Annotated in this window: 11 protein-coding genes; 4 read left to right on the top strand and 7 right to left on the bottom strand. The window is 63.3% G+C overall.

Translation table 11 applies throughout. The features are described from left to right. Positions 1–30: 30 nt before the first annotated feature. The 4 genes from trpS to ACWCOO_RS09385 all read right to left on the bottom strand — a co-directional run bounded on the left by trpS (position 31) and on the right by ACWCOO_RS09385 (position 3,540). On the bottom strand, positions 31–1,053 hold the full coding sequence (gene trpS, locus ACWCOO_RS09400; protein ID WP_446832038.1) for a tryptophan--tRNA ligase: 1,023 nt from the start codon (positions 1,051–1,053) through the stop codon (positions 31–33). Between the two features lie 49 nt (positions 1,054–1,102). After that, the gene (ggt, locus tag ACWCOO_RS09395) at positions 1,103–2,755 is read right to left on the bottom strand and encodes a gamma-glutamyltransferase (protein ID WP_446830724.1); all 1,653 of its coding nucleotides are present in this window, start codon (positions 2,753–2,755) and stop codon (positions 1,103–1,105) included. After that, positions 2,752–3,042: a 4a-hydroxytetrahydrobiopterin dehydratase gene (locus tag ACWCOO_RS09390; protein WP_446832037.1), complete on the bottom strand. Its 291-nt coding sequence runs from the start codon at positions 3,040–3,042 to the stop codon at positions 2,752–2,754. The genes ggt and ACWCOO_RS09390 overlap by 4 nt, the downstream gene beginning before the upstream one ends. A gap of 267 nt (positions 3,043–3,309) precedes the next feature. Beyond that, the gene (locus ACWCOO_RS09385; protein ID WP_446830723.1) at positions 3,310–3,540 is read right to left on the bottom strand and encodes a hypothetical protein; all 231 of its coding nucleotides are present in this window, start codon (positions 3,538–3,540) and stop codon (positions 3,310–3,312) included. Between ACWCOO_RS09385 and gltB the strand changes: the two genes are divergently transcribed. Both gltB and ACWCOO_RS09375 read left to right on the top strand, forming a co-directional pair. After that, entirely contained in the window at positions 3,521–8,125 is a 4,605-nt protein-coding gene (gene gltB, locus ACWCOO_RS09380) for a glutamate synthase large subunit (RefSeq protein ID WP_446830722.1), read from the top strand. The genes ACWCOO_RS09385 and gltB overlap by 20 nt on opposite strands. A 61-nt stretch (positions 8,126–8,186) precedes the next feature. Further along, complete coding sequence (locus ACWCOO_RS09375) at positions 8,187–9,671, top strand: glutamate synthase subunit beta (RefSeq protein ID WP_446832036.1); 1,485 nt, start codon at positions 8,187–8,189, stop codon at positions 9,669–9,671. Positions 9,672–9,722: 51 nt separating this feature from the next. On the opposite strand, the gene ACWCOO_RS09370 is transcribed toward ACWCOO_RS09375, so the two are convergent. Beyond that, positions 9,723–10,661, bottom strand: a complete 939-nt coding sequence (locus tag ACWCOO_RS09370) for a hydroxymethylglutaryl-CoA lyase (RefSeq protein WP_446830721.1) — start codon at positions 10,659–10,661, stop codon at positions 9,723–9,725. A 63-nt stretch (positions 10,662–10,724) separates the two neighbouring features. After that, positions 10,725–11,021 (bottom strand): hypothetical protein, encoded by a 297-nt coding sequence (locus ACWCOO_RS09365; protein WP_446830720.1) that lies wholly within the window; start codon positions 11,019–11,021, stop codon positions 10,725–10,727. Positions 11,022–11,246: 225 nt separating this feature from the next. On the opposite strand from ACWCOO_RS09365, the gene ACWCOO_RS09360 reads away from it, so the two are divergent. After that, the gene (locus ACWCOO_RS09360; RefSeq protein WP_446830719.1) at positions 11,247–12,650 is read left to right on the top strand and encodes an MFS transporter; all 1,404 of its coding nucleotides are present in this window, start codon (positions 11,247–11,249) and stop codon (positions 12,648–12,650) included. A gap of 119 nt (positions 12,651–12,769) precedes the next feature. Here the strand turns inward: ACWCOO_RS09360 and ACWCOO_RS09355 are convergent, their stop codons facing one another. Beyond that, positions 12,770–13,873: a VOC family protein gene (locus tag ACWCOO_RS09355; protein WP_446830718.1), complete on the bottom strand. Its 1,104-nt coding sequence runs from the start codon at positions 13,871–13,873 to the stop codon at positions 12,770–12,772. A 175-nt stretch (positions 13,874–14,048) separates the two neighbouring features. On the opposite strand from ACWCOO_RS09355, the gene ACWCOO_RS09350 reads away from it, so the two are divergent. Then, on the top strand, positions 14,049–14,915 hold the full coding sequence (locus tag ACWCOO_RS09350) for an SDR family oxidoreductase (RefSeq protein WP_446830717.1): 867 nt from the start codon (positions 14,049–14,051) through the stop codon (positions 14,913–14,915). Positions 14,916–14,976 lie beyond the last annotated feature (61 nt).

Here is a 14,976-nt window from a genome sequence, read left to right as displayed (position 1 = left end):
TTGCCTATCTTATCAATGTTGGGTGGCGCGTTAACCGGCAAGCCGCCGCAGACCCACCGCTGCGCGTATGTCGCGCAACAGCGGCGCGCTGATGGCCCGCGCCCGCTCTGCGCCGCGCTTGAGCTCCGTCTCGACCTCGTCCGGGTTGGCCAGCAGTCGCTCATATGTCTGCCGCCCGGGCGTCAGCAAGGCGTCAAGGTAGGCGAACAATTCGTTTTTCATCTCTGCCCAGCCGATGCCAGCTGCGTAGCGCTCGCGCATCGCCGCAGTTTCCTCCGCGCTGGCCACCGAGCGGTACATGTCGAACAGCAGGCTGTCGTCCGGGTCCTTGCGTTCCCCCGGTGCCTGCGAGTTGGTTCGAATGCGCATGATGTACTTGCGCAACTTCTTTGCGGGACAGTAAAGCGGCACGGTATTGCCATAGCTCTTCGACATCTTGCGGCCGTCCGGCCCCAGCAGCACCGCCCGATGCTCGTCGATGTCGGCTTCCGGCGGGGTCAGCAAGGGGCCGTAGTGATGGTTGAAGCGCTGTGCGATGTCGCGGGCCATTTCCACATGCTGGCGCTGGTCCTTGCCCACCGGCACCCGGTCAGCCTTGAACATGAGGATGTCCGCGGCCATCAGGATCGGATAGCAAAACAGGCCCATCGTGACCCCGCGGTCCAGATCCTTCACGCCCGCTTGCCGGTTTGCGTCGTTCGCGGCCTTGTAGGCGTGCGAGCGGTTCATCAGGCCCTTGGCGGTCAGCGTAGTCAGTATCCACGTCAATTCCGGGATTTCCGGAATGTCCGACTGCCGGTAGAACACAGCGTTTTCCGTATTGAGGCCCGCAGCCAGCCACGCGGCCGCCACTTCGAGGCTGGACTGCGCTACTTCATCGGGGTCGCGATTCTTGACCAGCGCGTGAAGATCGGCCAGGAAAAAAAAACTGCACCCGGCGGGCGCGCTGCGGCTGGCTTCGACCGCCGGACGGATGGCGCCCACGTAATTACCCAGGTGGGGCGTACCGGTTGTGGTGATGCCGGTCAGCGTGACAAGGCTCTTGTCCTGCATGGTGGTCAAGTCCTTGAGCGCTGTCTTGCCGATGCCCGGAGCGCGCAGGCTAAAGCCCGGCCGCCTGGCCATCCTTGCGCGGGTCCGAAGCCCCGGTCAGCACGCCAGTTCGCTCGTCGTGCATCACCGCCTGGTAGCCGCCAAACACGCCCTCGGCATTGCCCAGAACATGTCCCATCTGTGCGAGCTCCTGGCGCGCCGCGGCGCCGAAGCCGGGTTCCAGCGCCAGCTCGCCGCCGTCCTCGTCGGCCGTTTGGCCGGTGGGTTGACTGGAGCCGCCGTGGAACACACGCGGTGCGTCGCCGGCCGCCTGCAGATCCATACCGAAATCGACGATGTTGGCTATGACTTGTGCCTGTCCCTGAGGTTGCATCGAGCCGCCCATAACCCCGAACGCCAGGCGCTCGTTCCCGGAGAAACGCGCAAACCCCGGGATTATGGTGTGAAACGGGCGCTTGCCCGGCTCCAGTGCGTTAGGGTGGGAGGCGTCAAGGTTGAACAACTCGCCGCGGTTGTGCAGCACGAATCCCAGATCCCCCGGAGTCATGCCCGAACCCATGCCGCGGTAGTTCGATTGGATCAGCGACACCAGCAGGCCGTCGCGGTCGCCGGTGGCCAGATATACGGTTTGTGGCGCATCCAGCCTCGGGTCGCCGTGGGTGACTTCCTTGGCGGCCTGCCCGGTGTTGATGCGCTTGCCTCTCTCAAGCGCGTACTGCTTGGAAATCAACGCCTCGGTGGGCATCTCCACAAAAGCCGGGTCCGCGTAGTAGCGTGCGCGGTCCTCAAAGGCCAGTTTCTTGGCCTCGATGAGCAGGTGCAGGTGCTTGGCCGAGCCGAAGCCCAGAGACTGAAGGTCATGCTGTTCCAGGAGATTCAGGAGCTGCAGGGTGGCGATTCCCTGGGTGTTGGGAGGCAAGGCGTATACGTCGTTGCCACGGTAGCCCGAGGCCACCGGCCTGACCCATTCCGAGCGATGCGACGCCAAGTCCGATTCGTCGAGATAGCCGCCATGTTCGCGCATGTAGGCAGCGATTTTCCAGGCGATTTCGCCGCGATAGAACGCTTCCCTGCCGCCTTTCGCGAGCAACTCGTAGGTTGCTGCAAGCCGCGGATTGGAGAACACCTGACCCTTTGCCGGCGCCTCGCCGCCCGGCATGAAGGTGTCGGCGAATCCGGGGAATCTACGCAGAGAACGCGCGTTGGAGGCCCACGCAGCGGCGGTAAGCTGGGCTACCGGAAAGCCTTCTCGGGCAAGCTGGATGGCCGGCGCCAGCAGTTGGCTGAAATCCTGCGAGCCGTAGCGCCCATGCAGCTCGAACCAGCCGTCCACAGCGCCCGGTGTGGAAACCGGCAACGGTCCCAGGCTCGGGATGGCGCTCAAGCCGGCCTCGCGGAACACCTCTACATTCAGCGAGCGCGGCGCGCGGCCGCTTGCGTTGAGGCCGGCCGGCGCATCCTTGTCCGGCTCCCAGACCATGGCGAACAGGTCGCCGCCGATACCGCAGCCGGTAGGTTCGGTAACGCCAAGCACCGCGTTTGCCGCGATCGCCGCGTCCACAGCGTTGCCTCCCGAGCGCAAAATCTGCAGCCCGGCCTGGGTGGCAAGCACCTGGCTGGACGCCACCATGCCCTGGGTGCTCAGTGCTTCGGAACGCGAGGCGAATGGCTGGCCCGCCCCGCGTTCGTAAACGGCTTTCACAGCGCTTCAGCCAGCTCGTTCATGGCTTGCGCCAGTTGAATATCGAGTTCGGTTATGCCGCCAGCCTCGTGGGTATTCAGATGCACGTCCACTTTCGACCAGACATTGAACCATTCAGGGTGGTGGTTGAGCTGTTCGGCCGCGAGCGCCGCGCCCGACATGAATGCGAACGCCCGGCGAAAGTCCGCAAAACGGAAAGAACGGTGCAGCTTGCCGTCGTCGAGGCTCCAGCCCGGCAATTCGCGAAGTTTTGCCGCGATCTCTGGTGCGGAAAGCAAATCAGCCATGCGGTCCTCCCGGACGGTCCCTGTTGTTGCTGTGCTGGAATAATCGCACAAGCCGCATCCTATCGCCAACACTTCAGCGCGGAACTTGATTTGTTTGGCGTTTTTTGGAAAGCTAGGCGGTTGGCGTTTCAGCACGAAGCGCCGGTTTGTCCGCACCTCATGCCACCAAGAGCGGATTGGCTGCGGAAGCGCCGCCCGATAGGCGCCGGCGCCCGACTGGCGGTTTGTTCGACAGCACGGTACGCGAATGTTGATGTGGCGGTGCGTTCAGCGCCGGCAAGCAAGCGGACGCGGCAATGGCGGCGCTGCAACTCGGATTACGAATCGGTCCATGATGGCACACAAGCTCAGATCGCGCACTTTCCAGCCCGTGGAAATCACGGCAGGGGTGCGCGCCTGCGCGCCGGCGGGAGGCCGATAGAAAGTGTCGTCCTTGAGTCGCCGCAAGCAGAGCTTCGGTAGAGCAGTGCCCGCACCATTGCCTGCAAGGTCGCGCATTGGGCCACCGCCGAAGCGCGGCCTCTACGATCCTGCCTTCGAAAAGGACAGCTGCGGCATCGGGTTCGTTTGCGATATCAAGGGCCGTCCAAGCCGGGGCGTGGTCGAGGACGCACTTGGCATGAACTGCTCGATGGAGCATCGTGGGGGTCTGGGCTACGAAACCAATACCGGCGATGGAGCGGGCATTCTCCTTGGCCTGCCGGATCGCTTCCTGCGCCGCGCTGCGGCCGAAGAACTTGGCATTGAATTGCCCGAGCGGGGCCGCTATGGCGTAGGCAACGTGTTCTTGCCCACCGCATCGGAGGAACGGGAACGGTGCCTGAGACTGCTGGAACGTGAAATCGAAAGCGCAGGACAGCGGCTGCTGGGCTGGCGGGAGCTGCCGATCAATCCCGGCGGCGCGGATATCGGCAACGCGGCCAGAGCCGCCATGCCGCACATGCTTCAATTGTTTGTCGGCAGCGGCGAAGGCAGTGCCAATGCCGGCGACAGTGCACCGGGCGATACGGGCGATGTCCTCGCCGAGGATGAGTTCGAGCGCAGTCTCTACCTTATCCGCAAGCACGCAACCCACCTGCTGCGCGGCGACGAGAGTCTGGCGCAGAGGCAACTGTTCTACATTTGCTCTTTGTCCTCCAAGGTGCTGGTTTACAAGGGCATGCTCACGCCCGATCAGTTGGCGCGCTTTTTCAAGGATCTGACCCAGGCGGACTTCGAGTCGCATCTTGCGATGGTGCACTCGCGCTTCAGCACCAACACATTCCCTTCCTGGGACCGCGCCCAGCCCAACCGCTTCATGTGCCACAACGGCGAGATCAACACTCTGCTCGGCAATGTGAACGCCATGAATGCCCGCGAGGGCGTATTGCGATCGCCCCTGTTCGGCGACGATCTGGCCAAGCTGTTTCCTGTGGTGGAGCCCGACTGTTCGGACTCCGGCACCTTCGATAACGTGCTGGAATTCCTGCTGATGAGCGGGCGAAAGCTGCAGGAAGCGGTATTGATGATGATTCCCGAAGCCTGGCAGCAGCACACCAGTATGGACGCTGCCAAGCGCGCCTTCTACGAATATCACTCCTGCCTGATGGAGCCCTGGGATGGGCCGGCTTCGATCGCCTTCACGGACGGCACCTATATCGGCGCCGTGCTCGACCGCAATGGTCTGCGGCCCAGTCGTTACTACATTACTGCCGACGGCCGCTGCATCATGGCTTCGGAAGTGGGCGTGGTGCCGGTGTCCCCCAACAACGTGGTGGAAAAGGGACGCTTGCAGCCGGGGCGCATTTTCCTGATTGATTTCGAGCAGGGCCGCATGATCCCGGATGCGGAGATCAAGGCCGAATGGGCGACCGCGCGTCCTTATGCCGCGTGGCTTGAAAAGCAGCGCATCGAACTTGCCGAGCTGCCCCCCGCGCTGCCGCCATCGTCCGATCCGGCCACTCTGACGGCGCGCATGAATGCCTTCGGCTACACGGTAGAGACTATGGATATCATGCTGCGGCCGTTGGTCAAGGAGCTGCGCGATCCGCTCGGCTCCATGGGTAACGACGCCGCGCTGGCGGTGATGTCGGATAAGCCGCGCATGCTCTACGACTACTTCAAGCAGCGCTTTGCTCAGGTAACCAACCCGGCCATCGACTCCATTCGCGAAGAAGTCATCATGGCGCTGGAGTGCTACGTCGGTCCGGAACGGAATCTGCTGGAGACCACGGAAGAGCATGCGCACCGTCTGCGCATTCCGCATCCCATTCTGTCCAACGAAGAACTGGCAGCCATAAAGCACCTCGACTATCGATCCTGGAAGACGGCTGTCATAGACATGACCTGTCGGGCTGGTTCTGGCGCGGCGGGGTTGACAGCGGCGCTTGACCGCATTTGTGCCGAAGCCAGCCAGGCCATCGAAGATGGCTACAGTCTCATTGTGCTCTCCGACCGTGCCGTGGGTTCGGAGCGGGCGCCGCTCAGCGCGCTTCTCGCAGTCGGGGCCGTGCATCACCACTTGGTCCAAACCCATGCGCGCACACGCATCGGCATCATTGTTGAAACCGGTGAAGCCCGCGAGGTGCACCACCACTGCCTGCTTGCGGGCTACGGCGCCGACGCCATCAATCCCTATCTTGCCTTCGAGGCCTTGTGGGATTCGCTTGAGAAAGGCTATTTCAACGACACGCCCCACATCGCCACGCGCGCGGACATCGTCAGCGCCTACCGTAAGGGCGCCGCCAAAGGCATGCTCAAGGTAATGGCGAAAATGGGCATTTCCACCTTGCAGTCGTACAAGGGCGCGCAGATATTCGAGGCGGTCGGGCTGGCGGATGAAGTGATCGAGCGGGCCTTCAGGGGTACCGCAAGCCGGGTGCAGGGCGTGGGTCTGGATGTTCTGGCCGAGGAGATGGAACGCCGGCACGCGCTGGGCTATCCGGGGCGCAACGGCAGCATCGCGGCGTTGCCCAATCCCGGCGACTTCCACTGGCGCCGGCACGGCGATACCCACATGTGGGATCCCGAAGCCATCGCCGACCTGCAGGTGGCTGCTCGCACCAACGACGAAGCCACCTATTGGCGATTCGCCAACCACGCCAACCGCGACGCCACCGCCAAGGCCAATCTGCGGGGGTTGTTGACCTTCGTGCCTGGCGCTAATGGCGGGCCCGTGGCGCTCGACGAAGTGGAAGCGGAAAGCGAGATCGTCAGGCGATTCGCGACCGGCGCAATGAGTTTCGGCTCCATCAGCGCCGAAACCCACGAAGCGTTGGCCGTCGCCATGAACCGCATTGGCGGAAAATCGAACACCGGCGAGGGCGGCGAGGATGCGCGGCGGTATACGCCCCTGCCGAACGGCGATTCCGCGCGCAGCGCCATCAAGCAGGTGGCCAGCGGCCGCTTTGGCGTCACTATCGAATACCTCACGAATGCCGACGAGCTGCAGATCAAGATCGTGCAGGGGGCCAAGCCCGGCGAGGGCGGCGAACTGCCCGGCCACAAGGTGGACGAGACCATTGCCGGAATTCGCCATTCGACGCCCGGCGTGGGGCTTATCAGCCCGCCGCCGCACCACGATATCTATTCGATCGAGGACATTGCCCAGCTCATCCACGATCTGAAGAACAGCAACCCCGAAGCGCGCATCAGCGTCAAGCTCGGCGCCGAGATCGGGGTGGGGGCGGTCGCTGCCGGGGTAACCAAGGCGCGCGCCGATCACCTGGTGATTGCTGGCGACTCCGGGGGCACCGGGGCATCGCCGCTCACTTCCATCAAACACGCGGGGCTGCCCTGGGAGCTGGGCATCGCCGAAGTGCACCAGACGCTGGTCGTGAACAACCTGCGCTCGCGGGTGATCCTGCAAACCGATGGCCAGCTCAAGACCGGGCGCGACATCGCGATTGCCTGCCTCCTCGGCGCCGAGGAGTTCGGCTTTTCCACCGCGCCGCTTATTGCGCTGGGCTGCATCATGATGCGCAAGTGCCACCTGAATACCTGCCCGGTGGGCATCGCCACGCAAGACCCGGCGTTGCGCGCGAAATTCGCCGGTTTGCCCGAGCACGTCATCAACTATTTCTTCATGGTTGCGAAGGAAATGCGCCAGATCATGGCTGAACTGGGTTTTCGTACGGTCAATGAAATGGTGGGACGGGTGGACGCGCTCGACGTTGCGGGCGCGGTGGATCACTGGAAGGCGCGCGGCATTGATCTGGCAGCCCTGTTGACGCCGCCGCGCAATCCACCGGATTTTCTCGGCGCCTATGCTATACACAAGCAGGACCACGGTCTGGAGCGTTCACTCGACAACAAGCTGATAGCGCTGGCCGAACCCGCGCTGGCGCACGGCGAGGCCGTTTACCACGAACTGCCCATCACCAATACCAGTCGGGTAGTGGGTGGCATGCTCTCCAATGCCATCATCAAGCGATGCGGTTCGCGGATGCTGCCGGATGGCGCCATCCACTTCAAATTTCGCGGGCACGCCGGACAGAGTTTCGGCAGTTGGCTAGCTCGCGGCGTTACGCTGGAGGTCGAAGGCGACGCCAACGACTACGTGGGCAAGGGACTGTCCGGTGGGCGCATAATCATCTACCCGCCTCGGCAGTCGCGCTTCAAGCCGGAACACAACGTTCTGGTCGGCAATGTCGTGCTCTATGGGGCCACCTCCGGCGAATGCTTTTTCCGCGGGCTCGCGGCGGAACGGTTCTGCGTACGCAATAGTGGCGTTCGGGCGGTGGTCGAAGGCGTTGGCGATCACGGCTGCGAATACATGACCGGCGGGCGGGTGGTCATCCTCGGTCGCACCGGCCGCAACTTCGCCGCCGGCATGAGCGGCGGAGTGGCCTATGTGTGGAATCCACACGGGGAGTTCCGCAACCTCTGCAACCCCGAGATGGTCGAGTTGGAGCCGCTCGACCAGGCGCCGGACCGGGCCGAGGTTCGGAGTCTCATCGAGCGGCACTTTTCCTTTACTGGCTCGACCGTGGCGCGAGCGATACTTGATGACTGGCGGCGCTGCGCTGCGCAATTCGTGAAGGTCATGCCGGTTGACTACAAGCGAGTGCTTGAACAGCGCAAGCACGCTGCGGCCGCAGCATGATGGCGATGTTGGCGTTCAGCCGGGTTTGCGCCTTGCCAGTGGCTTGGCGCGGATAAGCGCGATGGGCAAGACCACGGGCTTCATGGACTACGCGCGCGCCGCTACGCCCTATCGCGACGCGGCTAATCGGCTGCGCGACTTTCAGGAGATCTACACCGAACATGACGCCGGGCGGCTGGCCAAGCAGGGCGCGCGTTGCATGGATTGCGGCGTTCCGTTCTGTCAGTCGGACCAGGGCTGCCCGATCCACAATCTCATCCCGGAATGGAACGACCTCATCTACCGGGATCAATGGCGGGAAGCTCTCGACCGCCTGCACAAGACCAACAATTTCCCCGAATTCACCGGCCGTGTCTGCCCGGCGCCTTGCGAAGGCGCCTGTGTGCTGGGGATCACCGACCCCGCTGTCACCATCAAGGATATCGAGATGGCGATTGCCGATCGGGGGTTCGAGGAGGGCTGGATCGTCCCGGAACCGCCGTCCACGCGCACCGGCCGGCGCATCGCGGTTATAGGCTCCGGCCCCGCCGGGCTTGCCGCCGCACAACAGCTGAATCGTTCGGGCCACATTGCCGTGGTGCATGAGCGTGCCGACCGTGTCGGCGGATTGCTTACCTACGGCATTCCCAACATGAAGCTCGACAAGGCGGAAATAGTCGAGCGGCGCCTGGACCTCATGCGGGAAGAGGGCGTGGAATTTCTCGTGGATGCGCCTGTGGGCGATGGCAGTGGCGGCTCTATCGATGTCCGCCGTCTGGCGAAGGAATTCGATGCCTTGCTATTGGCCACCGGTGCAACCGTGCCGCGGGACCTGCCCATTCCCGGTCGCGACCTGCAAGGCGTGCATTTCGCCATGGATTTTCTTACCCGAAACACCCGCAGTTTGCTGGACTCCAATCTTGCCGACGGCAACTACATTTCTGCGAAGGACAAGGACGTAATTGTCATTGGCGGCGGTGACACCGGGACCGACTGCATAGGCACGGCGCTCCGCCATGGTTGCAAGAGCCTGGTCAACTTCGAGCTGTTGCCGCAGCCGCCGGCGCAGCGCGCGCCGGACAATCCCTGGCCCACCTGGCCCGTGATTTTTCGCGTGGAATACGGCCACGAGGAATCGGCGGTGAAGTTCGGCAAGGATCCGCGCGTTTACCTGATTGCGTCAACGGAGTTCGTGGCGGGCGCGGCAAACGGCGCCGGAAACGGTGAGCGGCGCATTTCCAGGATTCGTACCATGGATGTGCAACTCAACAACGGCAAGTTCGAAAACGTGCCCGGAAGCGAACGCGAGTGGCCGGCCGATCTTGTGCTCCTGGCCATGGGGTTTGTGGGCCCGGAGCATGCCGTGTCCGATGCGCTGAACCTGGATTACGACGCGCGCGGCAACTACCGGGCGGACTACGGCAAGTACCGAACCAACGTCGAAAACGTGTTCGCTGCCGGCGACTGCCGCCGGGGGCAATCTCTGGTGGTGAACGCCATTAACGAGGGGCGCGAAGCGGCTCGCGAAATCGATCGCTTTCTCATGGGTTCCAGCCAACTGCCGTAGCGCACCACGCGCGGTAGACGCGGCGAGCGCGGATACTGCAGCCGTTTCCGACTAGGCTGTTCCCCATCCGGGGTGAAACCCCAAGGGCAGGCCGGCTTCCGGTGTGAAACCGTACATCTCGGCGCTCGGCAGCGCGTCGTTGACAACATCCCGCACTTTCAGCAGCCGGTCGAGGTCGATACCTGTGTTCAGCCCCATCGACTCCAGCATGAACACCAGGTCCTCCGTTACGATGTTGCCGCTGGCGCCGGGTGCAAACGGACAACCGCCGATTCCGCCCAGCGAGCTGTCGAGCGTGGTGATGCCTTCTTCCAGAGCCGCCATGGCATTGGCCAGTCCCAGTCCCCGCGTGTTGTGAAGGTGTACGCCGGTGAGCTTTTCCTCGCCGACTTCGGACCGCACAAGTCGCACCAACCGCCGGATCTGAGCGGGGTTTGCGTAGCCGGTGGTGTCGGATAGTCCCACCTCCCGGCAACCCGCTTCCACGAGAGCGTTCGCCAGCCGCAAGACCTTGCTTTCGGGGACCGGCCCCTCCATGGTGCAGCCAAATGCGGTGGCGATGCCGGCTTCGAAAACAGGGCGACGCTCCTCAGGGAGTTCGGCCAGCATCTGATTGATGCTCCGAACCTCTTCCAGCATTTCGGCGTGATTCTTGCGCACGTTCGCCTGGCTGTGCGTTTCGCTTGCGGACACCGGGATGCTTACCTTGTGGGCTCCGGCGGCGACCGCCCGCTCCACTCCCTTGCGATTGGGCGCCAGTGTGGTGACGTTCAACCCCGGGATGGTAACGGCGTAGCGCACCAACTCCTCGCAGTCGGCCATCTGCGGAAGCAGTTTGGGGGGCACGAAGGAGCCCACTTCGATTTCGGGCACGCCGGCTTCGGCCTCCGCCCGGATCCAGGCTTTCTTGGCCTCAGTCGGCATGATCATCTTGAGGCTCTGCAGGCCGTCGCGAGGCCCTACCTCGCTTACTAGTACGTCAATACTCATCGTTACACTTCCACGCGGAACGCCCCATGACCGGCCGAGCCGCCGCCGCTCCCCACGGCTATGTCAGTTACTGCGGGTGGGCGCCTGCGCGCGCTGCTGGCTCTTGCGTCCGATGCGCGTCAGGTGAACCCGGCTTGTCTTGCCCGCGCGACGCTCGTTGAGGCGCGACACCAGACTCGCGATCTCCTCGCGCACCTCTTCGGCTGCGCCCTGCTTGTAGCCGGTAATGGTGGTGGTGCCCTGCGTCAGCTCGTAGCGATACCAGTCGTCCGCGTCCGAACCGTCGGGCGAGTCCGTCTGTTCCAGCGTAACGATCTCGAACGGCCGAGCGGTGGGAATTGCGTTGCTGTCATCGCTCATAGCCCGCCAATTCTAGCGAGCCGCCGCCCGCCGCACAACTTGCGCACACACGGTTTTTCGCCGGGCAGTGTCTGGACATCAGTGGTTTGCACTACAGTAGGACCCATGTTCGCGCTCCTTTTCATGCTGCGTAACCGTCTGCCAGTCCGGCAGCGGAGCTTTTCCGCGACGGCCCGACTTGGCCATGCGTGATTGAGCGTGGCTGACGCGAAAGACGGAAGGCTTATGGCTGCAGCGCCGCAAGGGCATCAGCCGGATTACCTGGGCCGGCTGCCGCTGTCGCTCAAGGCGGGCTGGGGAGTGGGTTCGATGGGCTGCCTGGGGATGCTGTTCATCGCCAATGTTTTCGTGCTGTTCTTCCTGGTCAATCACTTGGGCCTGGAGCCGGGGATGGCTGGGCTCATTCTGTTCATCACGCGGATTTACGATGTATTCAGCGACCCAATGATCGGATACCTGAGCGACCGCTCCCGCAGCCGCTGGGGGCGGCGGCGCCCATGGATGGCGCTGGGTGCATTCGTGTCCGGGCTGGCTCTGATCTTCACCTTCAACGTTCCCGAACTCGGCTCGGTGAATGCCCTCGCGTTCTACGAACTGATCGTGCTGATTGCTTTTTTCACCGGCTATACCCTGTTCTACGTGCCCTTCATGGCGATGCCCGCCGAAATGACCGATGACTACAACGAGCGCACGTCGATCATGGCCTGGCGCGTCGGCTATTCCAACGCCGCCGGCATCATCATCGCTGCCGGTATGCCCGCGCTCATCGACTACCTGGGCGGCGACCGCAGGGCCTATGAGATCGTCGCGATACTGGCCGGCATTCTGATTGCCGCGACCATGCTGATGACGGTGCTGTTTACCGGCCGCGCGCGGGAATTGCCCAGCTCTCCGCAGGACCGCTACTCGATCGCCGAGTATTTCCAGGCGCTCGCCGGCAATCGGCCGTTCGTTACCCTGGCCGCGCTCAAATTCACTCTATATCTCGGCGTCGGAGTGAACGGCAGCGCCTTGCTGTTCTTCATGACTTACGTTCTGGAGCGAGGCGAAATGGGCGTGGCGTTCTCCACCTTGGTAGGCAACTTCGCCGGTTTATGCACGGTGCCGCTATGGGCTTATTTCAGCCGCGGCAGGGACAAGCGAGGAGTCTATATGGCTGCCATTGTCGGCGCTGCCGTCATGCTTGTGTCGTGGTCGCTGGCCACGCCCGCCGAGAGCGATCTGGTGTTTGCCCTGCGGTCCTGCTTTATCGGAATATTCGGCGCGGGGAGCCTCACGATCGGCTTCTCGATGTTGCCCGACACCATCGAATATGACCGCATCAGGACCGGGAGGGTGCGAACTGCGCTCTACACCGGAGTCTTGGGCTTTATCGAGAAGACCGGCTTTGCGCTGGGTCCTCTGATCATGGGCTTCTACTTTTCCGCGACGGGTCTCGTGGAGACCACGCTGGGCTCAGTCGAGCAGCCGGAAAGCGCCATTACCGCCATTGTGTTCGGCAAGGCCTGGATTCCGGCGGCCCTGCAGATGCTGGCGCTGGGGTGGCTGATGTCCTATCGGCTCACCGAGCAGCAGCTTGCAACCATGCGCGCCGAGGCTAGCGCCAAGGGCGCCGCGATGCCGGGTTAGCCTGAAAGTCAAGTCCATCGCGCCGTTGTTTTCTGCGCACGATGGCGAATTTGCACGCTGAGTCCCCGGCAGCCGAATCCGGGAAACACGCATATTGCGTCAGTCTCCGGAATTCCGGGTCATGCCGAGATCACTTCGATCAGTTCACCTACGGCGCCACGCAGGGTAAACCCGTCCGGCTCGGGGTTTCCGGGCAGGGGCAGGGCGCCCTGGCCCACCGGCGCGATGCCCGCGGCTTCGCACATTTCCCGGCACTTGCCGAAATCGTTTACCCGCATCGTGAGCATCGCCAATCCGGTGCGGTCAAGCGATGTCGGATAAAGGGTGCCCCGCGACGCCTTGAACTCCCAGACCTCTATGCTCACGTTCTTGCCGATGTTGCCCCACAGGAAATAGCCGTCGTCCGGCGCCCCGATCAGTTGATTGGCGTTGCGTTGGAAGCACTCCATCTGCGAAGTTCGCTTGAGCCCCAGCGCCATTTCGTAGAAAGCGTCCACGGGCCGCTGATCGAGACTGGTGATGGCCGCGTTGGCGAACCCGGAATGTATGCCGGGCAGGGTCCATTCCTCGCGGTCGCCGCGAATGTCGGCGGTGATGAACATCTGCTCGCCGCCCGGCCCGAATGCCGCATAGCTCATTACGTCCACATCGCGCCGCCATGTGGTGTTGCGAAAGTAGTAGTAGCGCGGCGGCGAGATTACGGGCGTGTTGGCTGAAGCAAGCCGGTGATAGGACTCGGCCGGGTCGCGCGTGAGCCCCTCCATGACCAGCAAGCCCGGATCCATGGGGCCGGAATCCGGCCGCGGCCTGTTCGCCAGGGCCGCGGTCGGCGCCTCAAGCACGCGCACCTGGGCGCTGCGCTCCGAGCCGGGCATATGCAGGACGGCATACCGCCGCCGCGCTTTGCCGATTCCGGGAGCGGTCGTGACGCCGGCCGGCAGCTCGCCTTCGTCGGCGAGACTCATGCCGATAACGTCGCGGTAAAAGCGGATACTGGCGTCCACCTCCGGCGACACCGTAGTGAACGCGACGATCTTGGCCTCCAGGGGATTGGATTCATCCAAGGCGGCCAGCGTCCAGCCCGACTTGACCCGGGGCGTAGCCTGCCCCGCCGACTCGTTCGCCGCGCTCGGCGCTGCCTCGGCGCTATCGGCGTCCGTGTTTCCCAGAATCCCCGCCGACTCCGCCATCGCCGATGCCTGCAAGACATCTCTCCTGTTCATCTCCCCTCCCAAGCATCCCCGTCACCCATGAATGTATCACGCCGGACACTTCATGTGGTCTGGAGCAGGACACTTGCATTTGTTCGCGACGGCGGCGTTGGTGCGGGGTGTTTTGGGAGGGGGCTCGTATAACATGTATGCACTCCCATTTTCAGCCGAGTAAGGACTGCCGGATATGCCCATTCTTGTTGCTGGAGCCACCGGAAACGTTGGCCGACCCACTGTTGCCGCCCTCATAGAGAAGGGTCATGCGGTGCGCGCGTTAAGCCGTTCCGAAGACAAGCTGTCCGGTCTGCCGGAGGGCGCAAATGGCGCCGTGGCGGACCTCGACACGGGTAGCGGTCTCGACGCGGCGATGGCCGGCGTTGACCGGTTATTTCTGATTACGGCGAATGGCGAGACGGAAACCGCGCGCGGGGTGAGGGCCGTGAATGCCGCCGCGGCCGCCGGCGTGCAGCGCATCGTGTTCCTGTCGGCGCAGGACCCCACCGAAGAGCCGCCAATACCCCACAGCCGCAGCAAGCTGCCGATCGAGGAAGCGATCCGGCAGAGCGGATGCGAGTACAGCTTTCTTCGGCCCAGTTACTTCAATCAGACCGACTTGTCGGTTGCGCAGGTGGTTCGCGACTATGGGGTATATGCCATGCCGATCGGATCCATCGGCCAGAATCGCGTGGATACGCGGGACATAGCCGACTGCGCCGTGCGCGCGCTGACCGAGGACGGGCATAACGGCGCCGACTACTTGCTCTACGGGCCGGACACCATCAGCGGTCCTGGTGCCGCTGCGGTGTATGCGAAGCACTTCGGACGGGAGGTTAGCTACGGCGGCGATGACGTCGAGCAATGGGCCGAACCGATCAAGACGTTTATCGATCCCTGGCTTCTGGATTCGCTGAAGAAAATGTTCCTCTCGATGCAGCGTAATGGTCCGGCTGCCGACGCGGCGGCCGTCGCGGCCTCCAGAGAAGCGGTGGGACATCCACTGCGCACCTTCGACGCGTTTGCTGCCGAGGTGGCTGCCTCAATGCGGGACGCCTGAGGGCAAGACTCCGGACATATGGCTTTCGGCAGGCATGGCTATGCTTGCGCTCGGGCGCAAG

Source organism: Candidatus Foliamicus sp. (assembly GCF_965221325.1).
Taxonomy (GTDB): Bacteria; Pseudomonadota; Gammaproteobacteria; order Steroidobacterales; family Foliamicaceae; genus Foliamicus.
Note: the sequence above shows the minus strand (reverse complement) of the source record. Positions and strands in the feature narration are given on the sequence as shown.

Bases quoted from the DNA above. Each gene is read 5' to 3' on its own strand.
- trpS (WP_446832038.1), bottom strand. From the start codon at position 1,053: ATGCAGGACAAGAGCCTTGTCACGCTGACCGGCATCACCACAACCGGT.
- ACWCOO_RS09390 (WP_446832037.1), bottom strand. From the start codon at position 3,042: ATGGCTGATTTGCTTTCCGCACCAGAGATCGCGGCAAAACTTCGCGAA.
- ACWCOO_RS09385 (WP_446830723.1), bottom strand. From the start codon at position 3,540: ATGCGCGACCTTGCAGGCAATGGTGCGGGCACTGCTCTACCGAAGCTC.
- ACWCOO_RS09375 (WP_446832036.1), top strand. From the start codon at position 8,187: ATGGGCAAGACCACGGGCTTCATGGACTACGCGCGCGCCGCTACGCCC.
- ACWCOO_RS09370 (WP_446830721.1), bottom strand. From the start codon at position 10,661: ATGAGTATTGACGTACTAGTAAGCGAGGTAGGGCCTCGCGACGGCCTG.
- ACWCOO_RS09365 (WP_446830720.1), bottom strand. From the start codon at position 11,021: ATGAGCGATGACAGCAACGCAATTCCCACCGCTCGGCCGTTCGAGATC.
- ACWCOO_RS09360 (WP_446830719.1), top strand. From the start codon at position 11,247: ATGGCTGCAGCGCCGCAAGGGCATCAGCCGGATTACCTGGGCCGGCTG.
- ACWCOO_RS09355 (WP_446830718.1), bottom strand. From the start codon at position 13,873: ATGAACAGGAGAGATGTCTTGCAGGCATCGGCGATGGCGGAGTCGGCG.
- ACWCOO_RS09350 (WP_446830717.1), top strand. From the start codon at position 14,049: ATGCCCATTCTTGTTGCTGGAGCCACCGGAAACGTTGGCCGACCCACT.